Source organism: Burkholderia sp. CCA53 (assembly GCF_001685525.1).
Taxonomy (GTDB): Bacteria; Pseudomonadota; Gammaproteobacteria; order Burkholderiales; family Burkholderiaceae; genus Burkholderia; species Burkholderia multivorans.
Map to the genome: position 1 here is coordinate 1397700 of NZ_BDDJ01000002.1, position 25189 is coordinate 1422888.

The window sequence follows — 25189 nt, forward strand, 5'->3', positions numbered from 1 at the left end:
ACATAAAGAGAGACCAGGAGACGACCATGCAGCACCCCACCCGTACGAGCGCCGCGCCGGCGCAGGCCGCCGCCGGCGCGGCCCGGCGCACGTCGGCGCGCTACAAGATCCTCGCGCTGCTCGCGATCGGCACGATGATCAACTATCTCGACCGCACCGTGCTCGGCGTGGCGGCGCCGCAGCTGACGAAGGAACTCGGCATCAACGCGGCAGTGATGGGCATCATGTTCTCGGCGTTCTCGTGGACATACGTGGTCGCGCAGGTGCCGGGCGGTCTCGTTCTCGACCGGTTCGGCAGCAAGGTCACCTATTACTGGTCGATGACGCTGTGGTCGCTCTGCACGTTCCTGCAGGGCTTCGTGCCGGGCGTCGCGACGCTGCTCGCATGCCGGCTCGGCCTCGGCCTCAGCGAGGCGCCGTGCTTTCCGACCAACAGCCGCGTGGTCGCGACGTGGTTCCCGCAGAACGAGCGCGCGATGGCGACCGGCACTTACACGGTCGGCGAATACATCGGCCTCGCGTTCTTCAGCCCCGTGCTGTTCGCGCTGATGGGCGCGTTCGGCTGGCGTTCGCTGTTCTGGGTCGTCGGTGCGGCCGGCATCCTGTTCGGGCTCGTCTGGTGGAAGTTCTATCACGAGCCGCGCAATCATCCGGGCGCGAACGCCGCGGAGCTCGCCTATATCGAAGCCGGCGGCGGTCTCGTGCACGGCGTGCGCAAGAACGACAAGCCGGCGCAGAAGGCGTTCAGCTGGTCGATGGCCGGCCGGCTGCTCAAGAAGCGCCAGCTCGCGGGCATCTGCCTCGGCCAGTTCGCCGGCAACTCGACGCTCGTGTTCTTCCTGACCTGGTTCCCGACCTATCTTGCGACCGAGCGCCATATGGGCTGGCTGAAGATCGGCTTCTTCGCGGTGATGCCGTTCATCGCCGCATCGGTCGGCGTGATGTTCGGCGGGATCTTCTCCGACTGGCTCCTGCGTCGCGGCAAATCCGCGAACCTCGCGCGCAAGCTGCCGATCATCGCCGGCCTGCTGCTCGCATCGACGATCATTCTCGCAAACTACGTGCAGAGCAACGAGGCCGTGATCGCCATCATGTCGGTCGCGTTCTTCGCGCAGGGGATGGCCGCGCTCGGCTGGACGCTCGTGTCCGACATCGCGCCGGACGGCCTGCTCGGCGTGACGGGCGGCATCTTCAACCTCGCGGCGAACCTGGCGGGCATCGTCACGCCGCTCGTCGTCGGCTTCATCGTCGCCTCGACCGGCTCGTTCGTCGGTGCGCTCGTGTTCATCGGCGCGATCGCGCTGATCGGCGCGCTGTCGTACATCTTCGTCGTCGGCGACATCAAGCGGATCGAACTCTAAGCACAGGCTCCACGCAGCAGTCGTGCATTCGCCCGGCGGCCTCCCAGGCCGCCGGGCTTTTTTATATCTTCACGCCGGTTGCAGCGCGATGCCGAGCGACTCGATCGCATGCGCGATCGCGGCCACGGCGCGGCGGATATCGGCGGCGTCGATCGCACCGATGCAGCCGACGCGGAACGTCTCGACGCGCGTGAGCTTGCCCGGATAGAGGATGAAACCCGCATCGCGTACGGCATCGTAGAACGGGCGGAACGCATACGCGCGATCGGCCGGTGCATGGAACGTGACGATCACGGGCGCCTGAATGCCTGCATCGAGAAACGGCACGAAGCCGAGCGCTCGCATCGATTCGATCAGCGTGCGGCAGTTCTCGCGGTAGCGCGCGCCGCGCGCCGGCTGGCCGCCTTCCGCCCGATACTGATCGAGTGCGGCACGCAGCGCGGCGACCACGTGCGTCGGCGGCGTGAAGCGCCACTGGCCGGTCCTCCGCAGATACGCGTACTGATCGTGCAGATCCAGCGCGAGCGAGCGCGCGTTGCCGGCGCACGCGTCGAGCGTGCCGCGCCGCACGATCGCGAATCCCATGCCGGGCACGCCTTCGAGGCATTTGCCGCTGGCCGAGATCAGGGCGTCGATGCCGCTGCCCGCAAGCGCGATCGGCAGTGCGCCGAACGAGCTCATCGCGTCGACGATCAGCCGCTTGCCGTGCCGCCGGCAGACGGCGGCGATCGCGTCGAGCGGGTTCAGGATGCCGGCGCTCGTTTCCAAATGCACGAGCGCGACGTGCGTGATGCGCGGCTCGCGCGCGAGCATCGCGTCGACCGCGGCCGCGTCGACCGCCGCATCCTCGCCGAACGGCAGCGCGATCGCGGTGACGCCCAGCCGTTCGAGGATCGTCAGGATGCGCGTGCAATACGCGCCGTTTTCCGGCACCAGCACGACGCCGTCGCGCGGCACGAGCGTGCCGAGCGCGGCCTCGACCGCGAACGTGCCGCTGCCCTGCATCGGGACGCAGACGTATTCGTCGCCGCCGTGCGCGATCTCGACGAGGTCCGCGCAGACGCTCGCCGTCAGCCGGTTGAACGCGGCATCCCACGAGCCCCAGTCATGTTGCATTGCGTGGCGAGTTGTGGCGGACGTCGTGAGCGGGCCGGGCGTCAGCAGGATCGGGTCGGACATGGTTTTCTCCAGCAAGGATCGGACGAAACGCCGGGCGGCATTTCTGAGCGACTTGCAGGATATTGGCAAAATGTGTCATTTTGTGGAAATTGTGGCGCACGTCACGGGTTTGTCATCGAACGCTGTGATCCTTCGGGTGCCGCGCACGAGCGCCGTGCGCGGCGGCGACGCGGGCCGATCGGCCGGCTCGCCCCCGATCGACAACCGCTCGGGCCGGAACCGCCGCATGGCGCGCGGCCGGCGCGCAGAGCAGAGCCGGACGTGCCCCGGCCGTTTGGTGTACCGCCTACGGAGAAGTGAGATGACACTGCAGAATTCCACGCGCGCCGCTGCCGGCGCGTTCCGCAAGCTGGCGCTGGCCGCGTGCGCGGCGGGCCTGCTGCAAGGCGCGGCGCTGCCCGCGCATGCGGCGAACGCGGTCGTGCTGTATACGGCCGACGGCCTCGAGAACCTGTATCGCGACGTGCTTCCTGCCTTCGAGAAGAAGGAAGGCGTGCGCGTGAACATCGTGACGGCCGGCAGCGGCGAGGTCGTGAACCGCGCGAACATCGAGAAGAATTCGCCGAAGGCCGACGTGATCGTCACGCTGCCGCCGTTCATCCAGCAGGCGGGCCAGATGGGGCTGCTGCAGGCATACCAGAGCGTGAACTACAAGAACGTGCCGGCGATCGCGAAAGCCGAGGACGGCACGTGGGCGACGTTCGTGAACAACTACTTCTCGTTCGCGATCAATCCGGAAGTCGTGAAGAGCCAGCCGAAGACGTTCGCCGATCTGCTGTCGCCGAGCTACGCGGGCAAGGTCGCGTACTCGAACCCCGCGACGGCCGGCGACGGGATGGCGGTGCTGATCCTGACGACGTCGCTGATGGGCGAGGACAAGGCGTTCGACTATCTCGCGAAGCTGTCGCAGAGCGTGAAGTTCCACACGAAGGGCACGGGCTACCTGAACGTGCTGCTGTCGCGCAACGAGATCGCGGTCGCGAACGGCGATCTGCAGATGGATCTCGACGACGCCGAGCACGGCGCGCTGTCGGTCAAGCCGATCTTTCTCGCGGCGAAGGAGGGCGACCAGCCCACGACGTTCCAGCTGCCGTACGGCATCGGTCTGATCAAGGGCGGCCCGAACCAGGACGCCGGCAAGAAGCTGATCGACTATCTGATGTCGACCGACGTGCAGTCGAAGGTGCCGGACATGTACGGCATTCCGGGCCGCACCGACGTGCCGCTGACCGGCAAGAACGGCGAGGCGGTGAAAAAGGCGATTGCGGGCGTCAAGCTGATTCCGGTCGACTGGAACCAGGTGATGGCGAAGAAGCCGGTATGGCTCGAGCGCTGGAAGAAGGACGTGATCGGCAGCTCGGGCAAGCCGCTCGACGTCGTGAAGCCGAAGTGAGCGGCGCGCGCTGCCCGTTCCCGTGAGCAAGAGGATGACCCTGGTGGATACCGCCCTGACCCATCCCGGCGCATTCGGCGCCGCCGAGCCGCGCACGACGCTGCGGTCCGGCGCGCCGGGCGGCGTGCAGATCGAGCATCTGAGCGTGCGCTACGGCGCGCGCACGGTGCTCGAGGATCTGTCGCTGTCGATCGGCGCCGGCGAATTTCTGACCGTGCTCGGCAAGAGCGGCTGCGGCAAGACGACGCTGCTGCGCTTCATCGCCGGGTTCGTGAAGGCCGACGGCCTGGCCGGCACGTTGATCGTTGCCGGCCGCGATCTGACCGATGCGCCGCCGCACAAGCGCAATCTCGGTCTGCTGTTCCAGAATTACGCGCTGTTTCCGCACCTGTCGGTGTTCGAGAACGTCGCATTCGGGCTGCGCGCGCGCCGGATGGCGTCGCCCGAGGTCACGCGGCGCGTCGCCGACGCGCTGAAGCTCGTGCAGCTCGGCGATGCCGGCCATCATCTGCCGGCGCAGCTGTCGGGCGGGATGCAGCAGCGCGTCGCGCTGGCCCGCGCGCTCGTGATCGAGCCCGACGTGCTGCTGCTCGACGAGCCGCTGTCCGCACTCGATGCGAACCTGCGCGCGTCGGTGCGCAGCGAACTGAAGGCGCTGCACGAGCGGCTGCCGAATCTGACCGTCGTTTGCGTGACGCACGACCGCGACGATGCGCTCGTGCTGTCCGATCGCGCGCTGCTGCTGCGCGACGGACGCATCGCCCAGCTCGGCACGCCGCAACAGCTGTACGACGCGCCGAACGACGGCTACGTCGCGCGCTATCTCGGCCCGGCGAACCTGCTGCCGCCGCACGTGATTTTCCCGCTCGGCGATGCGCGCCACGACGCGCGCGACAAGGTCGCCTGCGTACGGCCCGAGCGCCTGACCGTGATGCCGCTTGCCGCGGGTGGGCTGCACGGCACCGTGGCGTCGGTCGAATGGCAGGGCGCGGACCTGTCGATCGCGGTCGTGCTCGACGCCGCGCCGGACGAACCGGTGCGCGTGACGATGCAACGCGGCCGTGCGGCGGCGCCGACGCGCGGCGCGCGCGTTTCCCTGCATTGCGAGGCAGACGATGTCGTCCTTATCGACCCCTGAAGCCGGACTGCCGCCGCAAGTGCGCGCGTCGGCCGCCGCGCACGCCGCCGCGGCGAAGCGCCGCAAGCGCATCGCCGATTTCCATTTGCTCGCGCTTGCGATCGTCGTGCTCGGCCCGCTCGTCGTCTATCCGCTGGTGCGGCTCGTGCTGCTGAGCCTGTCCGGCGATCACGGGCTGAGTTTCGCCGCGTACCGGACTTTCTTCGGCAACCCCGACACGCGCCAGGTGCTGCTGACGACGCTCGGCGTGCTGTTCGCGAGCGCCGGCACCGCATCGCTGCTCGGCGTGATGCTGGCCGCGCTGCTGTTTTTCAGGCCGTTCCCCGGCGCGGCACTCGTGACGCGATTCCTGGAGCTCTATGTCGCGTTCCCGTCGTTCCTCGTCGCGTTCACGCTGATCTTCCTATACGGCTCGCAGGGCTCGGTCAGCATCGCGCTGCAGCAGCTGTTCCATCTCGAGGCGCCGCCGCTCGATTTCCTGTTCGGCATCGGCGGCGTGATCCTCGCGCAGACGGTGTTCTATACGCCGTTCGTGGTACGTCCGACGCTCGCGTCGTTCGCGACGCTCGACCTGCGGCTGATCGAAGCGGCGCGCAGCCTCGGCGCGTCCGGCTGGATGCTCGCGCGCCGCGTCGTGCTGCCGATCGCGTGGCCCGGCATCGCGGCCGGCACCGTGCTGTGCTTCCTGCTGACGCTGAACGAATTCGGGATTCTGCTCGTGCTCGGCAGCGCAAGGCTCGTCACGCTGCCGGTCGCGATCTACAGCAGCGCGACCGTCGATCTCGACCTGCCGACCGCCTCGGCCGGCGCGGTCGCGATGCTTGCGTTGTCGCTTGCGCTCTATGCCGTCTATCGCCGCGTGAACCGTCGTGCGACGGGAGGAAACGATGTCCGCTGAAATCCACGTCGCGCACTCGGTGCCGCGGCGCCGCGCCGACTGGCGCGATGCGCTGCTCAAACATGCGGCGCGCGCCGCGCTCGCGCTCGCTGCATTCGCCTGCTTCTGGCTGTTCGTGCTGCCGGTGATCGTCGTCGCGCTGTCGAGCGTGGCGACCCAGTGGTCCGGCACGATCCTGCCGGCCGGCTACAGCCTGCGCTGGTTCGCGCGGCTCGGATCGCCGGAATACGACGCGCTGCTGACGAGTCTCGAGATCGGCTTCGGCGTAGCGGCGCTCGGCACGCTGCTCGGGCTGTGGCTCGCGCTCGCGCTGGAAGGGCGCGACCGGCGCGGGATCGGCGCGGTCGTCGATGCGCTCGTGATGGTGCCGAACGGCGTACCGAGCGTCGTGCTCGGGCTCGCGGTGCTGATCGCGTATCACCAGAAGCCCGTCGATCTGTCGAGCTCGGCGGCGATCGTCGTGCTCGTGCAGCTCGCGCTGATTCTGCCGTTCTGTTATCGCTGCGCGGCTGCGGCGCTGCGTCCGGAGCTGACGGTGCTGCGCGAAGCCGCCGCCAGTCTCGGCGCACCGCCCGCGATGGTGCTGCGCCGCGTGCTGCTGCCGCAGCTCGTGCCGGCGCTGCGCGCAAGCCTCGCGCTCGGCTTCGCGCTGTCGCTCGGCGAGCTCGGTGCGACGCTGACCGTCTATCCGCCCGGCTTCGCGACCGTGCCGATCGTCGTGATCGGTCAGGTCGAGCGCGGCTATTACCTGCCTGCGTCGGCGCTGTCGCTGCTGATGCTCGGCGCGTCGCTCGCGGCGCTGCTGCTGATCGCCGCGCGCGTACCGCGCGGCACGCGGAGCGCCGCATGAACGCCGCGTTCGCGTTGCGCGCGCCGGGTGCGGCGCCCGCCGGGTGCGGCGCGCCGGCGGATCTCGCCGGTCGGTTCGTCGACGTCAACGGCCGCCGCTACCGCCTGCCGTCCGAGCCGACGGCAGTCGTCTGCATCGACGGCTGCGGGTACGACGATCTGGTGCGCGCGGTGGACGCCGGCGTTGCGCCGTTCATCGGCCGGATGATCGCCGAAGGCAGCGCATGGCGCGCCGACTGCGTCGTGCCGACCTTCACGAACCCGAACAACGTATCGATCGTCTGCGGCGTGCCGCCGTCGGTACACGGGATCTGCGGCAACTATTTCTGGGATCCGGACGCCGACGGCGGGCGCGGCGCCGAGGTCATGATGAACGATCCCGCCTATCTGCGCGCGGGCACGCTGCTCGCGGCCGCATCGGACGCCGGTGCGCGCGTGGCCGTCGTCACCGCGAAGGACAAGCTGCGCCGGCTGCTCGGCTGGCAGCTGAACGGCGTGTGTTTTTCGGCGGAGAAGGCCGCGCAGGCGAATCTCGCGGAAAACGGCATCGCGGACGTGCTCGACTGGGTCGGGCTGCCGTCGCCGGACGTCTATAGCGCCGCACTGTCGGAATTCGTGTTCGCCGCCGGCGTGCGGCTCGCGCAGACGCGCCAGATCGATCTGATGTATCTGTCGACGACCGACTACGTGCAGCACAAGTGCGCGCCCGGCAGTGCCGCTGCGAATGCGTTCTATGCAATGACCGACCGCTATCTCGCGCAACTCGACGCGCTCGGCTGGGCAATCGGCGTCACGGCCGATCACGGGATGAACGCGAAGCACGATCCGGCGACGGGCCGGCCGAACGTCGTTTATCTGCAGGATGCGCTCGACGGCTGGTTCGGCGCGCGTGCCGCACGCGTGATCCTGCCGATCACCGATCCGTATGTCGTGCATCACGGCGCGCTTGGGTCGTTCGCGACCGTCTATCTGGCGCCCGCCATCGATCGCACCGACGCGATGTGGCGTGTCGGCGGCCTGGACGGCGTCGAATGCGTGCTCGACAACGCGGAAGCCGTCGCACGCTTCTCGCTGCCGGCCGACCGGATCGGCGACCTCGTCGTGATCGCGCGCCGCGACACGACGCTCGGCACGCGTGAGCGCGACCACGACCTGTCGGGGCTGACCGTGCCGCTGCGTTCGCACGGCGGTGTGTCGGAGCAGGAAGTGCCGCTGCTGTTCAACCGTCGGATCGTGCGGCGCGACGTCGAGCGCCGTCCGCGAAATTTCGACGTGTTCGATTTCGTGCTGAACCGGGTCGCGCGATGATGGCCCATCCGCGACAGGACCACCCCGCGTTTCGCGCCGAGGCGCTGCGCTGGTGCGGCACGCGCGCGCCGCGTGAGCGCACGTTCGACGTGAGGGACCCGTATACCGGCACGCGCGTCGGCACCGCGCCGCTCGCGAGCGTCGACGACGTGCGCGCCGCGTTCGACTATGCCGTCGCTTACCGACCGACGCTCACGCGCTACGAACGCTCGCAGATTCTCGAGCGGGCGGCCGCGCTGCTGCGCGAACGTGCGGAAGAGGCGTCCGATCTGATCACGCTGGAGTCGGGCCTGTCGAAGCAGGACTCGCGCTACGAGATCGGCCGCGTCGCCGACGTGCTGAAGTTCGCGGCGGTCGAGGCGCTGCGCGACGACGCGCAGAGCTTCTCGTGCGATCTGACGCCGCACGGCAAGGCGCGGCGCGTGTTCTCGCAGCGACAGCCGCTCGAGGGCGTCATCGTCGCGATCACGCCGTTCAATCACCCGATGAATCAGGTCGCGCACAAGATCGCGCCGGCGATCGCGACCAACAATCGCGTGATCGTGAAGCCGTCGGAGAAGGTGCCGCTGTCGGCGTTCTATCTCGCGGACCTATTGTACGAAGCCGGGTTGCCCGAACCGATGCTGCAGGTGCTGACCGGCGACCCGCGGGAGATCGCCGACGAACTCGTCACGCACGCGCAGGCCTCGCTGATCACGTTTACGGGTGGCGTGGCGATCGGCAAGGCGATCGCGGCGAAGGCCGGCTACCGGCGCGTCGTGCTCGAGCTCGGCGGCAACGATCCGCTGATCGTGCTCGACGATGCCGATGCCGAACGCGCGGCGTCGCTCGCGGCGCTCGGCTCGTACCGGAATTCGGGGCAGCGCTGTACGGCGGTCAAGCGCATTCTCGTGCAGCGCTCGATCACGCCGGCGTTTACCGAGGCGCTCGTCGAGAAGACGCGCGCGTGGCGGTACGGCGATCCGTTCGATCCGACGAACGAAATGGGCACGGTGATCGACGATGCGGCGGCGCGGCTGTTCGAAGCGCGCGTCGCCGACGCGCTCGCGCATGGCGCGCGCCTGCTCACCGGCAACATTCGCCGCGGCGCGCTGTATGCGCCGACCGTGCTCGATCGCGTCGATCCGTCGATGACGCTCGTCCGCGAGGAGACGTTCGGCCCCGTGTCGCCGGTGATCGCGTTCGACACGATCGACGACGCGATCCGGATCAGCAACGGCACCGCGTTCGGGCTGTCGTCGGGTGTGTGCACCGATAGTACGGCGGCGATCGTGCGATTCGTGAACGAGTTGAACGTGGGGACGGTGAACGTATGGGAAGTGCCCGGATACCGGCTCGAGCTGACGCCGTTCGGCGGGATCAAGGATTCGGGGCTCGGTTACAAGGAAGGCGTTCAGGAGGCGATGAAGAGCTTCACGAACCTGAAGACCTTCTCGTTGCCTTGGGAGTGACGCAATGGCGCTGACAGTGGAAGACATCGATCGGTTGTATCGCGAGCACGGCCATGTCGCGTATAGCGGCGAGCCGGTGACGCAGCTCGAGCATGCGCTGCAGAGCGGACTGCTGGCGGAAGAGGCAGGCGCCGACGAGGCGCTCGTCGCGGCCGCGTTTCTGCACGACCTCGGGCATTTGCTGAATCGCCAGGGCGAGACACCGAGCGCGCGCGGGATCGACGATCTGCATCAGTATTTCGTGCTGCCGTTTCTGCGGCCGCTGTTTTCGGACGCGGTGCTCGAGCCGATCCGGCTGCACGTCGACGCGAAGCGCTGCCTGTGCCGGACGGACGCCGGCTATCTCGAGAGTCTGTCGCCGGACTCGGTGCGCAGCCTCGCGCTGCAGGGCGGCGTGTTCAGCGAAGAGGAGGCGGCGACGTTCATGCAGCGTCCGTATGCGGAAGACGCGCTGCGTCTGCGGCGCTGGGACGATACGGCCAAGGCCGAGGGCAAGCCGACGCCGGATCTCGATCACTATATGGAGATCGTCGCGCGGCAGGTACGCGCGGCCTGAGCGTTCCGGCGTGTCGATCCAGGGTCCCGCGCGCGACAGCGTGCGGGACCCTGGATTTTTTTCGCGAAACCCCTTGCGCATCCTGCGCGGGCTGCATAGAATCACGCCTCTTTCGCGCTAACGGAAACGCGGCGCGAGAGGGGAAGCGAAGTCGGACGTGTGCTGCAGCATAGAGCGCCCGGCCGACGAAGGAAGAAGAACCCCGCAGTCGCAACGATGTAGTGAAAAAAGTTGTTGACGAGCTGCGAAACGGTGTTCATAATCTCGCTTCTCTGCTGCTGACAACGCAGCGCTGCTGAGCAAGACGATCTGCTCGCAGACATGTTCTTTAAAAACTAACAGCCGATAAGTGTGGGCGCTTGATGTGAGCGAGGCCTGATCTTCGGATCGGGATAGCAAAAGTATCAAGAGTCTCACACTAAAGTAAGTCAGGTTTATGAAGCAATTCATATGACCTGTCAGCTTTGAGTGAGCGACCGGTTCGAGAGAACCGAAAACAGTAACAGGTTTGAACTGAAGAGTTTGATCCTGGCTCAGATTGAACGCTGGCGGCATGCCTTACACATGCAAGTCGAACGGCAGCACGGGTGCTTGCACCTGGTGGCGAGTGGCGAACGGGTGAGTAATACATCGGAACATGTCCTGTAGTGGGGGATAGCCCGGCGAAAGCCGGATTAATACCGCATACGATCTACGGATGAAAGCGGGGGACCTTCGGGCCTCGCGCTATAGGGTTGGCCGATGGCTGATTAGCTAGTTGGTGGGGTAAAGGCCTACCAAGGCGACGATCAGTAGCTGGTCTGAGAGGACGACCAGCCACACTGGGACTGAGACACGGCCCAGACTCCTACGGGAGGCAGCAGTGGGGAATTTTGGACAATGGGCGAAAGCCTGATCCAGCAATGCCGCGTGTGTGAAGAAGGCCTTCGGGTTGTAAAGCACTTTTGTCCGGAAAGAAATCCCTGGCTCTAATACAGTCGGGGGATGACGGTACCGGAAGAATAAGCACCGGCTAACTACGTGCCAGCAGCCGCGGTAATACGTAGGGTGCGAGCGTTAATCGGAATTACTGGGCGTAAAGCGTGCGCAGGCGGTCTGTTAAGACAGATGTGAAATCCCCGGGCTCAACCTGGGAACTGCATTTGTGACTGGCAGGCTAGAGTATGGCAGAGGGGGGTAGAATTCCACGTGTAGCAGTGAAATGCGTAGAGATGTGGAGGAATACCGATGGCGAAGGCAGCCCCCTGGGCCAATACTGACGCTCATGCACGAAAGCGTGGGGAGCAAACAGGATTAGATACCCTGGTAGTCCACGCCCTAAACGATGTCAACTAGTTGTTGGGGATTCATTTCCTTAGTAACGTAGCTAACGCGTGAAGTTGACCGCCTGGGGAGTACGGTCGCAAGATTAAAACTCAAAGGAATTGACGGGGACCCGCACAAGCGGTGGATGATGTGGATTAATTCGATGCAACGCGAAAAACCTTACCTACCCTTGACATGGTCGGAATCCTGAAGAGATTCGGGAGTGCTCGAAAGAGAACCGGCGCACAGGTGCTGCATGGCTGTCGTCAGCTCGTGTCGTGAGATGTTGGGTTAAGTCCCGCAACGAGCGCAACCCTTGTCCTTAGTTGCTACGCAAGAGCACTCTAAGGAGACTGCCGGTGACAAACCGGAGGAAGGTGGGGATGACGTCAAGTCCTCATGGCCCTTATGGGTAGGGCTTCACACGTCATACAATGGTCGGAACAGAGGGTTGCCAACCCGCGAGGGGGAGCTAATCCCAGAAAACCGATCGTAGTCCGGATTGCACTCTGCAACTCGAGTGCATGAAGCTGGAATCGCTAGTAATCGCGGATCAGCATGCCGCGGTGAATACGTTCCCGGGTCTTGTACACACCGCCCGTCACACCATGGGAGTGGGTTTTACCAGAAGTGGCTAGTCTAACCGCAAGGAGGACGGTCACCACGGTAGGATTCATGACTGGGGTGAAGTCGTAACAAGGTAGCCGTATCGGAAGGTGCGGCTGGATCACCTCCTTTCCAGAGCTATCTCGCGAAGTTGAGCGCTCACGCTTATCGGCTGTAATCAAGACAGACTCAGGGGTCTGTAGCTCAGTCGGTTAGAGCACCGTCTTGATAAGGCGGGGGTCGTTGGTTCGAATCCAACCAGACCCACCAAGTTGTCTGGCGAGAAGAAACCTGGGTAGTCTCTGTATGGGGGCATAGCTCAGCTGGGAGAGCACCTGCTTTGCAAGCAGGGGGTCGTCGGTTCGATCCCGTCTGCCTCCACCAATCTTCAATGGGAAGCGTTTGACTCACACGAAAGTGACATGTGAGACGAGCATTTGCCATTGGCGATTGAGCCAGTCAGAGTGATGCAGGAAACTGTATCGGCTGTCGTTCTTTAACAATCAGGAAGAAGTAAGTAATTTGGATAGCGGAAGCGTCTTATGAGATGGACGTGGAAACTATCCGGGTTGTGATTGTATCGATGTATCTCAAGATGATTCGAACTTCATGTTCGGCTCTAATTGGAATACGGCACACACGTAGTGTGGGCTCCGCGTAAGTGCTAAAGCACTAACGCTGAGCGACACGCGAGAACTCAACCTGTAACGACTGTCGACGAGACAGACTCGTTATAGGGTCAAGCGAACAAGTGCATGTGGTGGATGCCTTGGCGATCACAGGCGATGAAGGACGCGGTAGCCTGCGAAAAGCCCCGGGGAGCTGGCAAACAAGCTTTGATCCGGGGATGTCCGAATGGGGAAACCCACTCCTTATGGAGTATCCATGGCTGAATACATAGGCCATGCGAAGCGAACGCGGTGAACTGAAACATCTAAGTAACCGCAGGAAAAGAAATCAACCGAGATTCCCAAAGTAGTGGCGAGCGAAATGGGATGAGCCTTGTACTCTTTATTTGTATTGTTAGCCGAACGCTCTGGAAAGTGCGGCCATAGCAGGTGATAGCCCTGTAGGCGAAAGCAGTATGAAAGAACTAGGTGTACGACAAGTAGGGCGGGACACGTGAAATCCTGTCTGAAGATGGGGGGACCATCCTCCAAGGCTAAATACTCGTGATCGACCGATAGTGAACCAGTACCGTGAGGGAAAGGCGAAAAGAACCCCGGGAGGGGAGTGAAATAGATCCTGAAACCGCATGCATACAAACAGTCGGAGCCTCGTAAGGGGTGACGGCGTACCTTTTGTATAATGGGTCAGCGACTTACGTTCAGTAGCAAGCTTAACCGTATAGGGCAGGCGTAGCGAAAGCGAGTCCGAATAGGGCGTTCAGTTGCTGGGCGTAGACCCGAAACCAGGTGATCTATCCATGGCCAGGATGAAGGTGCGGTAACACGTACTGGAGGTCCGAACCCACTAACGTTGAAAAGTTAGGGGATGAGCTGTGGATAGGGGTGAAAGGCTAAACAAACCTGGAAATAGCTGGTTCTCTCCGAAAACTATTTAGGTAGTGCCTCGTGTCTCACCTTCGGGGGTAGAGCACTGTCATGGTTGGGGGGTCTATTGCAGATTACCCCGCCATAGCAAACTCCGAATACCGAAGAGTGCAATCACGGGAGACAGACATCGGGTGCTAACGTCCGGTGTCAAGAGGGAAACAACCCAGACCGCCAGCTAAGGTCCCCAAATATGGCTAAGTGGGAAACGAAGTGGGAAGGCTAAAACAGTCAGGAGGTTGGCTTAGAAGCAGCCACCCTTTAAAGAAAGCGTAATAGCTCACTGATCGAGTCGTCCTGCGCGGAAGATGTAACGGGGCTAAGCCATATACCGAAGCTGCGGATGCGTGCTTGCACGCATGGTAGGAGAGCGTTCCGTAAGCCTGCGAAGGTGCCTTGTAAAGGGTGCTGGAGGTATCGGAAGTGCGAATGCTGACATGAGTAGCGATAAAGGGGGTGAAAGGCCCCCTCGCCGTAAGCCCAAGGTTTCCTACGCAACGTTCATCGGCGTAGGGTGAGTCGGCCCCTAAGGCGAGGCAGAAATGCGTAGCTGATGGGAAGCAGGTCAATATTCCTGCACCGTCGTTAGATGCGATGGGGGGACGGATCGCGGAAGGTTGTCCGGGTGTTGGACGTCCCGGTCGCTGCATTGGAGAAGGCGCTTAGGCAAATCCGGGCGCAGGATTCAAGGGTGTGGCGCGAGCGACTTCGGTCGCGAAGCAATTGGAAGTGGTTCCAAGAAAAGCCTCTAAGCTTCAGTCTAACGATGACCGTACCGCAAACCGACACAGGTGGGCGAGATGAGTATTCTAAGGCGCTTGAGAGAACTCGGGAGAAGGAACTCGGCAAATTGGTACCGTAACTTCGGGATAAGGTACGCCCTTGTAGCTTGACCAGCCTGCGCTGGAAGGGTGAAGGGGTTGCAATAAACTGGTGGCTGCGACTGTTTAATAAAAACACAGCACTCTGCAAACACGAAAGTGGACGTATAGGGTGTGACGCCTGCCCGGTGCCGGAAGATTAAATGATGGGGTGCAAGCTCTTGATTGAAGTCCCGGTAAACGGCGGCCGTAACTATAACGGTCCTAAGGTAGCGAAATTCCTTGTCGGGTAAGTTCCGACCTGCACGAATGGCGTAACGATGGCCACACTGTCTCCTCCCGAGACTCAGCGAAGTTGAAGTGTTTGTGATGATGCAATCTACCCGCGGCTAGACGGAAAGACCCCATGAACCTTTACTGTAGCTTTGCATTGGACTTTGAACCGATCTGTGTAGGATAGGTGGGAGGCTATGAAACCGGAACGCTAGTTTCGGTGGAGCCGTCCTTGAAATACCACCCTGGTTTGTTTGAGGTTCTAACCTTGGTCCGTGATCCGGATCGGGGACAGTGCATGGTAGGCAGTTTGACTGGGGCGGTCTCCTCCCAAAGGGTAACGGAGGAGTACGAAGGTACGCTAGGTACGGTCGGAAATCGTGCTGATAGTGCAATGGCATAAGCGTGCTTAACTGCGAGACCGACAAGTCGAGCAGGTGCGAAAGCAGGTCATAGTGATCCGGTGGTTCTGTATGGAAGGGCCATCGCTCAACGGATAAAAGGTACTCTGGGGATAACAGGCTGATACCGCCCAAGAGTTCATATCGACGGCGGTGTTTGGCACCTCGATGTCGGCTCATCTCATCCTGGGGCTGTAGCCGGTCCCAAGGGTATGGCTGTTCGCCATTTAAAGAGGTACGTGAGCTGGGTTTAAAACGTCGTGAGACAGTTTGGTCCCTATCTGCCGTGGGCGTTGGATATTTGAAGGGGGCTGCTCCTAGTACGAGAGGACCGGAGTGGACGAACCTCTGGTGTACCGGTTGTGACGCCAGTCGCATCGCCGGGTAGCTATGTTCGGAAGAGATAACCGCTGAAAGCATCTAAGCGGGAAACTCGCCTTAAGATGAGATATCCCTGGAGGCTTGACCTCCTTGAAGGGTCGTTCGAGACCAGGACGTTGATAGGTCGGGTGTGTAAGCGCAGTAATGCGTTCAGCTAACCGATACTAATTGCCCGTAAGGCTTGATCCTATAACAAGTCTGCCTTGTAGATCGGCGCCGTGCGACAGCACCGGCTGCGATCCAAAGCGACACGTTGGATTCTCGTGTGCGATACACACAACCCAAAATTACTGCTTCTTCCCGATTGGTTGCGCTGCGAAGCGGCGCAACAACCCTCTTTGCCTGATGACCATAGCGAGTCGGTCCCACCCCTTCCCATCCCGAACAGGACCGTGAAACGACTCTACGCCGATGATAGTGCGGATTCCCGTGTGAAAGTAGGTAATCGTCAGGCTCCCTAAGCCAAAAACCCCCGCCCAGCAGGCGGGGGTTTTTGCATTGGCGGCGGCCGAAACGCGTCGCTCCAATCCTCTTCCCGTCTCCAACGCATTGCACGCCGGTCAGTGCCTGCACCGCGCACCATGCATCGACATACCCAGCCAAAGCGGGAAATTACCTCTTCAGGGTAATATCGCGATTCGTGCCGGCTCCAGCTGTAACCGCCAGCGACGGCGGCCGGCGTTTCTGCATCCCCGTCTATTACACCGTTCATGACTGCTCGTTCCGCCTCAGGTGATCGGACGACCGACTTCCTGCCGTATCTCGTCGCCGCGACGTTCTTCATGGAGTATCTCGACACCACCGTGATCGCTACCGCGCTACCGCAAATGGCGCACACGTTCGGCGTCGGACCGAATGCGCTCAGCCTCGGTATGACGGCCTACATGCTCGCGCTTGCGGTCTTCATCCCGATCAGCGGCTGGATCGCCGACCGCTACGGCTCGAGAACGGTGTTCGGCAGCGCCATCGTGGTCTTTACCGGCGCCTCCATACTGTGCGGTCTGTCGAACGGCGTCGGGACATTCACGGCCGCGCGGCTGTTGCAGGGCGTCGGCGGAGCCATGATGGTGCCGGTCGGCCGGATGATCGTCGTGCGCAGCACCGAGAAATCGCGGCTGATGCGCGCGATCGCGACGATCACCTGGCCGGGCATCGTTGCGCCAGTCGCCGGACCACCGATCGGCGGCTTTATCACGACTTATGCATCGTGGCGCTGGATCTTCCTGCTGAACGTGCCGTTCGGTATCGCCGCACTCGTCAGCACCTGGCTCATCGTCCGGAACACGCGCGCGGAGCAGCAGCGGCCGCTCGACTGGATCGGGTTCGTCCTGGCCGGCGGCGCCTTGACCTGTCTACTGCTCGGTACCGAAACGGCCGGGCAGCAAAATGCGCGGTTCGCGCAGGCCGGCATGCTCGTCGGCGCCAGCCTGCTGTTCGGCATTGCCGCGTGGGTTCATGCGCGACGATGCGCATACCCGCTGCTGGATTTCACGACGCTGAAAGTGCCGACGTTCTCGGTCACAGTGATCACCGGATCGATCACGCGGATTGCGATCAACGCGGTGCCGTATTTGCTCCCGCTGCTGTTCCAGATTGGCTTCGGACTATCGCCGTTTCAGTCGGGCCTGCTGCTGCTCGCGAGCGCACTCGGCAATCTCGGCATGAAGGCCGGCACGTCGTGGATCCTCGATCGGTTCGGCTTCCGCCGTGTCGCGCTCGTCGACGTGACCATTGTCGGCATCTGCACGATCGCATGCGGCTGGCTCACGGCGTCGACGCCGCTCGCGATCACGCTGCTCGTCGTGTTCGTCTACGGACTGACGCGATCGATGCAGTTCACGACGCTGGCGACGCTCGCGTATGCCGATATCCCCGCGCAGCAGACGAGCGCGGCAAGCACGCTATGGAGCGCCGCGCAACAGATGACGATCGGCATGGGCATCGCGTTCGGCGCGCTGTCGCTGCGCGTTGCGGCTTCGCTGCGTGGCGATACGGGCGGCGTTCATTATCTGCTCGAGGATTTTCGATGGGCCTTCGTCGCGGCCGGTGTGCTCGCGTTGCTGACGTTGCCCGGTTACGCGCGGCTCGCACGCGATGCGGGCGATCGGCTGCGTGCAAGCGCCGCACGCGGGTAAGCGAGCGGCGCGCGGATATGACGGAGATCCGCGCGGCGGAGTGTGTGCCACCTCTGCTCGTCGGCGAATATCGCAGCCGTTGTCGCGCGGCTGTCACTGCGCGTCGTGAAAAATGATGCCGACCGTGTGCCGATGCCCGCTGCGGATCCGGCTCACGCCATGACGGAGGTTCACGCGATAAATGCCGCGCGTGCCTTGCACCGGCCTGCTATGCACGGCAAAAACCACCGCATCGCCTTGCGCCAGCGGCACCACTTCTGCGCGCGACTGCATCCGCGGTCGCTGCTCGGTCAACACGAATTCGCCGCCGGTAAAATCGCGCTCCGGCGCGGACAGCAGAATCGCGACCTGCAGCGGAAACACATGCTCGCCGTATAGATCCTGATGCAGGCAGTTGTAGTCACCGGGACCGTACTGGAGCAGCAATGGTGTCGGGCGCGTCTGTCCCGCCTCGTGGCAGCGCGCGAGAAACGCCCGCAGATCGGCGGGGTAGCGTGTATCGATGCCGAGCGCACGATTCCAGCGATTCGCGATCGGCGCCAGATAGCGATACAGCGCGGTGCGCAGCGCATCGACGAGTGTCGGTAGCGGATAGGCGAAATACTTGTATTCGCCTCGCCCGAATCCGTGCCGCGCCATCACGACGCGTGACCGATAGCGTGTGTCGTCCGGATAGAGCGCCGCGAGCGCGCGGCATTCGTCGGGCGACAACAGGCGCGGCACGTGCGCGCAGCCGTAGCCGTCCAGGTCGGTGTCGATGAGGTGCCAGTCGAGCGCGTCGACGCGACTTGCGACGTCGACGGGTTCGGCCGTGCGGGCAAGATCGGCAATGTTCACAGACGTACTCCGTTCGTCAGCGGTGCGGCGTTGCGGTTGCGGGATGGTCGGCGTCGCGGCTCGCGGGGAGCGCACACTGCGATACGCGGCGATATGGGGTCGGCACGACCCGATACGCGACAACGCCATTCGGGCAGCGACGTTCGTGCTGCTTTCCGCGATGAACCATGAATGGCTTCAGTGTAGAGGCGAGCGCGCGTCGATGCGTGCCGGATCTTGCGCGCCAATTCGGTGGGGAACGAAGGCGGAGCGGGGCGACGACGTGGGGCCGACGTATCGCCGGCCGGCTGTTCCGCCATCCCGACGGCGGCCACCCGCGCCGGGAATCGACGGTGTCGACGCGATCGGCATCGCTGGCGGCTCGAGTTTGAACGCGATCGTTGCGGCTACTGGAGCGACGGTGCCAACGCCATTGCGAATGAGTCGCCAGTACCAACGCGATCGCCAGCGCCAGTGAATCGCCGGTGCGAACGCGGTCGAGGTGGCCCGCGGTCGCCGGTACCAACGGGATCGTCGCCGCCAGTGAATCGCCGGTGCGAACGCGAGCGAGGTAGCCAGCGGCCGCCAGTCCCAACGGGATCGTCCCCGCTAGTGAATCGCCAGTGCCAGTGGGATCATCGCCGCGAGTGAATCGCCACTGCCAGCGGGATGGTCGCCGCTAGTGCATCGCCGGTGCTAACGCGAGCGAGGTGGCCAGCGGCCGCCAGTCCCAACGGGATCGTCCCCGCTAGTGAATCGCCGGTGCCAGTGGGATCATCGCCGCGAGTGAATCGCCACTGCCAGCGGGATGGTCGCCGCTAGTGCATCGCCGGTGCTAACGCGATCGAGGTGGCCAGCGGTCGCCAGTCCCAACGGGATCGTCCCCGCCAGTGAATCGCCAGTGCCAGTGGGATCATCGCCGCGAGTGAATCGCCACTGCCAGCGGGATGGTCGCCGCTAGTGCATCGCCGGTGCTAACGCGACCGAGGTGGCCAGCGGTCGCCAGTTCCGACGGGATCGTCCCCGCCAGTGAATCGCCACTGCCAGTGGGATGGTCGCCGCTAGTGCATCGCCGGTGCTAACGCGAGCGAGGTGGCCAGCGGTCGCCAGTCCCGACGGGATCGTCCCCGCCGGTGAATTGTCAGTGCTAGCGCGACCGCCGCCGCTAGTGAATCGTGGGTGGAACGCCATCGAGGCCGCTAGAAGTCGCCGGTGCCAACGGGATCTTCGCCGCTAGTGAATCACCAGTGCTAACGCGAACGCTAGGAAAGCACGGATGCCAGCCGACGCGGTCGACACCGCTGGCGGCTCCCCAGTGCCAACCCGGTCGCGGTTCAGGCGAACCGCCGGTGCGAAGCGCGATTGCCATCGTAGGCGAATCCACGGCGCCGACGTGATCGCTGGCAACTCGCTAGTGCCAACGCGATCGCCATGACCAGCGGCTTGCCGGTGCCAGCCCGATCGTTATTGCTGCCGGATCGACGGCGCGCCGACGCGGTCGCTATCGCCAGCAGATCACTCGTGCCAACGCGATCGCTACTGCCGACGGGGCATCGGCGCCGATGCGATCGCCATTGTTAGTGAATCGCCAGCGCCTGCCACCGCGAGCGGCATCGCCCGCGGCGACGCGATCGCGACCGCCACCCGATCGCCATCACGCCACGCACAGCGTCGATCAACCGGTCAGTCACCACCTCACAGCAGCGCTCGCCCTCTGCAAACCGGCCCTGACCACCGCCACCCTCACGCCAGCGACCGAAACAGCCAATACAGCGCGCCCGCCAGCACAATCGACGCCGGCAGCGTGAGCACCCACGCGAGCACGAGACTACGAACCGTCCCCCATTGCAGCCCCGACCCGTTCGCGGCCATCGTGCCGGCCACGCCGGACGACAGCACGTGTGTCGTCGAGACCGGGAGCCCGTACGCATCCGCGGCGCCAATCGTCAACATCGCGACGAGTTCGGCCGACGCGCCCTGGCCGTACGTCAGGTGCTGCTTGCCGATCTTTTCGCCGACCGTCACGACGATCCGCTTCCAGCCGACCATCGTGCCGAGCCCCAGCGCAATCGCGACCGCGACCTTCACCCAGGTCGGAATGAACTTCGTCGCGTGGTCGAGTTGCGAGCGGTAGTTGTCGATCGCGAGCTTGTCGTCAGCGGCGAACGCCGGCTGTCCGGACTTCTCGATCAGCCGGATCGCCTCCGACACGAGGTACATCGTGTTGCGCACGTTGTCGACGTCGCCCTGCGGGACGGCCGCCATCGAGCCGGACGAGCCGACCGCGCCGGCCAGCGACCGGGAAAGCTGCTGCACGGCAGGAATCACGGCGGGCGTCAGTTCGCGATGCTGCACGTAATGCTCGACATCGGCGCGCGGATTCGCCGAGGGCGCGACGCCGTTCGCATATTTGCCGAGCGTCGCGGCGGCCTGGTTCGCGACCGCGACGAACGTCTGCGACTCGGCCGGCGTCACGGCCTTGTTCAGCGCATACGCAGTCGGCACGGTACCGATCAGAATCAGCATGATCAGCCCCATGCCCTTTTGCCCGTCGTTCGACCCGTGCGCGAACGACACGCCGGTGCAGGTCAGGATCAACAGGCAGCGGATCCAGAACGGCGGCGGCTGGTCCTTCTGCGGCTCGCTGTAGAGTTCGGGAATCCGCACGACGGCCTTCAGCGCGAGCAGCAGCAGCGCCGCGCAGACAAAGCCGACGATCGGCGAGAACAGCAGCGATTTGCCGACGCCGAGCGCCTGTCCCCAATCGACGCCGCTCGTACCGGACGACCCATGCATCAGTTGGTTCATCAGCCCGACGCCGATAATCGAGCCGATCAGCGTATGCGAGCTCGACGATGGGAGTCCGAAATACCAGGTCGCGAGATTCCATACGATCGCCGCGATCAGCAGCGCGAACACCATCGCGAACCCGGCGCCGCTGCCGACCTGCAGGATCAGTTCGACCGGCAGCAGCTGCAGGATTCCGAATGCGACCGCACCGCTCGAGACCATCACACCAAGGAAGTTCCACATGCCGGACCAGATCACCGCGACGTTCGGCGTCAGCGAGTGCGTGTAGATCACGGTCGCGACCGCGTTCGCCGTATCGTGAAAGCCGTTCACGAACTCGAAGCCGAGCGCGATCAGCAGCGCCGCACCGAGCATCAGGTACGGGAACAGCGAGCCCTCCCGAACCGGCGCGAGATCGGCGAGCAAATGGGTCGCGATGTAGACGCCGCCGCCGACGAGGACGAGCAGGAAGGCGGCATAGCCGATCTGTCGGGTGCGCTCGATGGAGCCCTGATTGGCGGCGGACGGAGCAGGCTGATTCATGGCGGCATCTCGTGAAGGAGTCCCGTCCGATCCTAGCGTCGCCATTCAGTCAGTTTGATGACAGCGGTCCCGGCCGCCGTGCGCGGCTTACCTCAACAGGCGCGGCGCATGCCACGTCGATTCGCGTGCGAGCGCGACGAACGCGGCGAGATAGTCGATCTGCGCGTCCGCTTCGCGGATGCCGAGAAAGATCTGTTTCGCGATTCCTTTTTTGCCGAGCTTGACCGGCACGACCGGCATCCGGTCTGCATATTCGTCGGCGAGCCATCTCGGCAGCGCGGCGACGCCCCGTCCGCTCGCGACCATCTGCAGCATGATGTCGGTCGTCTCGATCGACTTGTGCCGCCTCGGCACGATGCCGGCCGGCGTCAGGAACTGGTTGTAGATATCCAGCCGGTCCGTTTCGACCGGGTACGTGATCAGCACCTCGTCGACGAGTTGTTCGGGCGTCACGTAGTCGGCGCGGGCGAAACGGTGCGCGTCTGCGACGACCAGCACCTGCTCGTAGTCGAATACCGGATCGAACCGCAGCCCCGGTTTGTTCAGCGGATCGGGTGTCACGAGCACGTCGATGTCGTAGCTGAACAGCGCGCCGATTCCGCCGAACTGGAAGCGTTGCTTCACGTCGACGTCGACGTCCGGCCAGCGCGACAGGTACGGCGACACGACCTTCAGCAGCCACTGATAGCACGGGTGGCATTCCATCCCGATGCGCAGCGTGCCGCGCTCACCTTTCGCGTACTGCTTCATCCGTTCCTCGGCGAACTCGAACTGCGGCAGCAGCCGATGCGCGAGCCGCAGCAGATACTGGCCGCCCTGCGTGAGCCGCAGCCCGCGGCCTTCGCGGTCCCAGATCGGCGTGCCGAGCTGCTGCTCGAGTTTCTTGACGGTATGGCTCAAGGCCGATTGCGTCAGATGCAGCGCGTTGGCGGCGGCTGTCAGCGAGCCCTGCCGTTCGACTTCGCGAATGACGACGAGATGAAAACGTTCGAGCATGACGTGCGCCGGCGAACCGGATACATGAACAATTTTGATTGATGAATGAAATAATGCCATTTTATTTCATGTGTTGAAATCCCTATCATGGCTGCCGATCCATCATTCCTTCAGAACGGCAGCTCCATGGTCACGACACACAACCTCGGTTTTCCACGCATCGGCGCGAAGCGCGAACTCAAGTTCGGTCTCGAACGCTACTGGAACGGCGAATCGTCGCGCGACGAACTGACGGCGCTCGGCGCGGCGCTGCGTCGGCAGCACTGGAACGATCAGCGCGGGCTCGATCTCGTGCCGATCGGCGATTTCGCGTTCTACGATCAGGTGCTCGACATGAGCTTCACGCTTGGCAATCTGCCGAAGCGCGTGCGGGATTTTCCCGGCGATCCGCTCGACAATTACTTCCGCGTGGCGCGCGGCCGTTCCGCGCAGTCCGCCGACGCGCACGCCGCGTGCTGCGGCGGCGTCGCGGCCGGCGAGATGACGAAGTGGTTCGACACGAACTATCACTACATCGTCCCGGAGTTCCACGCCGATACGAACTTCTCGCTCGATCCGTCGCGGCTGCTTCAGCATCTCGCGGAGGCGCGCGCGGCGGGCGTGACCGCGAAGCCCGTGATTCTCGGCCCCGTCACCTATCTGTGGCTCGGCAAGTCGAAGGACGATTCCGACCGGCTCGCGCTGCTGCCGAAACTGCTGCCCGTATACGGCGCGCTGCTCGATACGCTGACTGCGCAAGGCGTCGAGTGGGTGCAGGTCGACGAGCCGATTCTCGTCACCGAACTCGATGCCGAATGGCGGCACGCACTGCGCACCGCCTATGCGGCGCTCGAGACGCGCCGCATCAAGCTGCTGCTCGCGACCTACTTCGGCGAGTTGCAGGACAACCTGACACTTGCGGCGTCGCTACCGGTCGACGGCCTGCATGTCGATGCGATCAACGCGCGCGACGAGATCGCCGCAGTCGTGCGCGAACTGCCGGCGGACCGCGTGCTGTCGGTCGGCGCGATCAACGGCCGCAATATCTGGAAGACGGATCTGAACGCGACGCTCGACTGGCTCGAACCGCTTGCGAAGCAGCTCGGCGACCGGCTGTGGCTCGCGCCGTCGTGCTCGCTGCTGCACGTGCCGGTCGACCTCGCGAGCGAGGACCGGCTCGATGCCGACATCCGTTCGTGGCTCGCCTTCGCATTGCAGAAGCTCGACGAGCTGAAGGTGCTCGCGACCGCGCTGAACGAAGGGCGCGACAAGGTTGCCGACGCGCTTGCCGCGAATGCCGCCGCGATCGACTCGCGCCGCCGCTCGCCGCGCGTGCACAACGCGGCCGTGAAGGACGCGATTGCGCGTATCGATGCACGTCTCGGCGATCGCGCGAGCCCGTATCCGCAGCGCGCGGCGAAGCAAGCCGCGCAACTGAATCTGCCGGCATTCCCGACGACGACGATCGGCTCGTTCCCGCAGACCGCGGAGATCCGGCACGCGCGCAGCCGCTTCAAGGCGGGCACGCTCGACGAAGCCGGCTATCGCGCGGCGATGCGTGCCGAGATCGAGCGCAGCGTGCGCGAGCAGGAGTCGCTCGAACTCGACGTGCTCGTGCACGGCGAAGCCGAGCGCAACGACATGGTCGAATATTTCGGCGAGCAGCTCGACGGATTCGCGTTCAGCCGGTTCGGCTGGGTGCAGTCGTACGGTTCGCGCTGCGTCAAGCCGCCGATCCTGTTCGGCGACATCAGCCGCCCGAAGGCGATGACGGTCGAATGGATCGCGTATGCGCAGTCGCTGACGCACAAGCCGATGAAGGGCATGCTGACGGGCCCCGTGACGATCCTGAACTGGTCGTTCGTGCGCGACGACCAGCCGCGCTCGGTGTCCTGCCGTCAGCTCGCGCTCGCGATCCGCGACGAAGTGCTCGATCTCGAGAAGGCCGGCGTACGCGTGATCCAGATCGACGAGGCCGCGTTACGCGAAGGGCTGCCGCTGCGCCGTTCGCAATGGAGTGCGTATCTGCAATGGGCGGTCGAGTCGTTCCGGATCGCCGCGAACGGCGTGCGCGACGACACGCAGATCCACACGCACATGTGCTATTCGGAGTTCAACGACATCATCGCGTCGATCGCCGACATGGACGCCGACGTGATCACGATCGAAACGTCGCGCTCCGACATGGAGCTGCTCGACGCGTTCGACAGCTTCAGGTATCCGAACGAGATCGGGCCCGGCGTGTACGACATTCATTCGCCGAACATTCCGACACAGGACCACATCGTCGCGCTGATGAAGAAGGCGGCCGAGCGGATCCCGGCCGATCGTCTGTGGGTGAACCCGGATTGCGGGTTGAAGACGCGCCGGTGGGAGGAAGTGATTCCGGCGCTGGCCAACATGGTGGCGGCCGCGAAGACGCTGCGCGCGCAGCAGCGGTAACGTCGCCGCGCGCGG

Annotated in this window: 14 protein-coding genes, 2 tRNA genes and 3 rRNA genes; 15 read left to right on the plus strand and 4 right to left on the minus strand. The window is 64.0% G+C overall.

Features of this window, described 5'->3' with window-relative positions; translation table 11 throughout:
* Nucleotides 1-26: 26 nt before the first annotated feature.
* On the plus strand, nucleotides 27-1361 hold the full coding sequence (locus tag BCR55_RS22570; protein WP_053298194.1) for an MFS transporter: 1335 nt from the start codon (nucleotides 27-29) through the stop codon (nucleotides 1359-1361).
* Between the two features lie 69 nt (nucleotides 1362-1430).
* Here BCR55_RS22570 and BCR55_RS22575 read toward each other — a convergent pair whose 3' ends face one another.
* Complete coding sequence (locus BCR55_RS22575) at nucleotides 1431-2540, minus strand: 2-aminoethylphosphonate--pyruvate transaminase (protein WP_065496001.1); 1110 nt, start codon at nucleotides 2538-2540, stop codon at nucleotides 1431-1433.
* Nucleotides 2541-2841: 301 nt separating this feature from the next.
* Here BCR55_RS22575 and phnS point away from each other — a divergent pair, with 301 nt between their 5' ends.
* The 13 genes from phnS (at nucleotide 2842) to BCR55_RS22640 (ending at nucleotide 17608) form a co-directional block, all read left to right on the plus strand.
* A complete protein-coding gene (gene phnS, locus BCR55_RS22580; protein WP_053298196.1) occupies nucleotides 2842-3933 on the plus strand; it encodes a 2-aminoethylphosphonate ABC transporter substrate-binding protein in 1092 nt (363 codons plus the stop codon).
* Nucleotides 3934-3967: 34 nt separating this feature from the next.
* Nucleotides 3968-5071, plus strand: coding sequence for a 2-aminoethylphosphonate ABC transport system ATP-binding subunit PhnT (gene phnT / locus BCR55_RS22585; protein WP_065496002.1), 1104 nt, complete (start codon nucleotides 3968-3970; stop codon nucleotides 5069-5071).
* Complete coding sequence (gene phnU, locus BCR55_RS22590) at nucleotides 5049-5969, plus strand: 2-aminoethylphosphonate ABC transporter permease subunit (RefSeq protein ID WP_006406895.1); 921 nt, start codon at nucleotides 5049-5051, stop codon at nucleotides 5967-5969. The genes phnT and phnU overlap by 23 nt, the downstream gene beginning before the upstream one ends.
* Nucleotides 5959-6819, plus strand: coding sequence for a 2-aminoethylphosphonate ABC transport system, membrane component PhnV (gene phnV, locus BCR55_RS22595; RefSeq protein WP_059937134.1), 861 nt, complete (start codon nucleotides 5959-5961; stop codon nucleotides 6817-6819). The genes phnU and phnV overlap by 11 nt, the downstream gene beginning before the upstream one ends.
* Complete coding sequence (phnA, locus tag BCR55_RS22600) at nucleotides 6816-8126, plus strand: phosphonoacetate hydrolase (protein ID WP_059937131.1); 1311 nt, start codon at nucleotides 6816-6818, stop codon at nucleotides 8124-8126. Before phnV ends, phnA begins: the two co-directional genes overlap by 4 nt.
* Entirely contained in the window at nucleotides 8123-9577 is a 1455-nt protein-coding gene (gene phnY / locus BCR55_RS22605) for a phosphonoacetaldehyde dehydrogenase (RefSeq protein ID WP_065496004.1), read from the plus strand. The genes phnA and phnY overlap by 4 nt, the downstream gene beginning before the upstream one ends.
* Before the next feature lie 4 nt (nucleotides 9578-9581).
* Nucleotides 9582-10133, plus strand: coding sequence for a phosphonate degradation HD-domain oxygenase (locus BCR55_RS22610; RefSeq protein ID WP_065496010.1), 552 nt, complete (start codon nucleotides 9582-9584; stop codon nucleotides 10131-10133).
* A 510-nt stretch (nucleotides 10134-10643) separates the two neighbouring features.
* Nucleotides 10644-12176: ribosomal RNA gene (locus BCR55_RS22615) — 16S ribosomal RNA — on the plus strand.
* 61 nt (nucleotides 12177-12237) lie between these two features.
* Nucleotides 12238-12314 (plus strand) — tRNA-Ile (locus BCR55_RS22620).
* A 38-nt stretch (nucleotides 12315-12352) separates the two neighbouring features.
* A tRNA-Ala gene (locus tag BCR55_RS22625) sits at nucleotides 12353-12428 on the plus strand.
* A gap of 353 nt (nucleotides 12429-12781) precedes the next feature.
* A 23S ribosomal RNA gene (locus BCR55_RS22630) occupies nucleotides 12782-15662 on the plus strand.
* Between the two features lie 152 nt (nucleotides 15663-15814).
* Nucleotides 15815-15927 (plus strand): 5S ribosomal RNA (gene rrf, locus BCR55_RS22635).
* Together the 16S, 23S and 5S rRNA genes with 2 tRNA genes alongside form the textbook arrangement of a ribosomal RNA operon.
* Before the next feature lie 256 nt (nucleotides 15928-16183).
* Nucleotides 16184-17608, plus strand: coding sequence for an MFS transporter (locus BCR55_RS22640; protein ID WP_065496011.1), 1425 nt, complete (start codon nucleotides 16184-16186; stop codon nucleotides 17606-17608).
* A 93-nt stretch (nucleotides 17609-17701) separates the two neighbouring features.
* Here BCR55_RS22640 and BCR55_RS22645 read toward each other — a convergent pair whose 3' ends face one another.
* The 3 genes from BCR55_RS22645 to BCR55_RS22655 form a co-directional block, all read right to left on the minus strand.
* Nucleotides 17702-18445: a 2OG-Fe(II) oxygenase gene (locus tag BCR55_RS22645; RefSeq protein ID WP_065496012.1), complete on the minus strand. Its 744-nt coding sequence runs from the start codon at nucleotides 18443-18445 to the stop codon at nucleotides 17702-17704.
* Nucleotides 18446-20167: 1722 nt separating this feature from the next.
* Nucleotides 20168-21757 (minus strand): inorganic phosphate transporter, encoded by a 1590-nt coding sequence (locus BCR55_RS22650; RefSeq protein WP_065496013.1) that lies wholly within the window; start codon nucleotides 21755-21757, stop codon nucleotides 20168-20170.
* An 87-nt stretch (nucleotides 21758-21844) separates the two neighbouring features.
* Nucleotides 21845-22753 (minus strand): LysR family transcriptional regulator, encoded by a 909-nt coding sequence (locus BCR55_RS22655; protein ID WP_035488991.1) that lies wholly within the window; start codon nucleotides 22751-22753, stop codon nucleotides 21845-21847.
* A gap of 126 nt (nucleotides 22754-22879) precedes the next feature.
* Here BCR55_RS22655 and metE point away from each other — a divergent pair, with 126 nt between their 5' ends.
* On the plus strand, nucleotides 22880-25174 hold the full coding sequence (gene metE / locus BCR55_RS22660) for a 5-methyltetrahydropteroyltriglutamate--homocysteine S-methyltransferase (protein ID WP_065496014.1): 2295 nt from the start codon (nucleotides 22880-22882) through the stop codon (nucleotides 25172-25174).
* Nucleotides 25175-25189: the final 15 nt, after the last annotated feature.

What these genes read in the sequence shown, in the direction of transcription:
- BCR55_RS22570 (WP_053298194.1), top strand. Translation starts at nt 27, where the DNA reads ATGCAGCACCCCACCCGTACGAGCGCCGCGCCGGCGCAGGCCGCCGCC.
- BCR55_RS22575 (WP_065496001.1), bottom strand. Translation starts at nt 2,540, where the DNA reads ATGTCCGACCCGATCCTGCTGACGCCCGGCCCGCTCACGACGTCCGCC.
- phnS (WP_053298196.1), top strand. Translation starts at nt 2,842, where the DNA reads ATGACACTGCAGAATTCCACGCGCGCCGCTGCCGGCGCGTTCCGCAAG.
- phnT (WP_065496002.1), top strand. Translation starts at nt 3,968, where the DNA reads ATGACCCTGGTGGATACCGCCCTGACCCATCCCGGCGCATTCGGCGCC.
- phnU (WP_006406895.1), top strand. Translation starts at nt 5,049, where the DNA reads ATGTCGTCCTTATCGACCCCTGAAGCCGGACTGCCGCCGCAAGTGCGC.
- phnV (WP_059937134.1), top strand. Translation starts at nt 5,959, where the DNA reads ATGTCCGCTGAAATCCACGTCGCGCACTCGGTGCCGCGGCGCCGCGCC.
- phnA (WP_059937131.1), top strand. Translation starts at nt 6,816, where the DNA reads ATGAACGCCGCGTTCGCGTTGCGCGCGCCGGGTGCGGCGCCCGCCGGG.
- phnY (WP_065496004.1), top strand. Translation starts at nt 8,123, where the DNA reads ATGATGGCCCATCCGCGACAGGACCACCCCGCGTTTCGCGCCGAGGCG.
- BCR55_RS22610 (WP_065496010.1), top strand. Translation starts at nt 9,582, where the DNA reads ATGGCGCTGACAGTGGAAGACATCGATCGGTTGTATCGCGAGCACGGC.
- BCR55_RS22640 (WP_065496011.1), top strand. Translation starts at nt 16,184, where the DNA reads ATGACTGCTCGTTCCGCCTCAGGTGATCGGACGACCGACTTCCTGCCG.
- BCR55_RS22650 (WP_065496013.1), bottom strand. Translation starts at nt 21,757, where the DNA reads ATGAATCAGCCTGCTCCGTCCGCCGCCAATCAGGGCTCCATCGAGCGC.
- BCR55_RS22655 (WP_035488991.1), bottom strand. Translation starts at nt 22,753, where the DNA reads ATGCTCGAACGTTTTCATCTCGTCGTCATTCGCGAAGTCGAACGGCAG.
- metE (WP_065496014.1), top strand. Translation starts at nt 22,880, where the DNA reads ATGGTCACGACACACAACCTCGGTTTTCCACGCATCGGCGCGAAGCGC.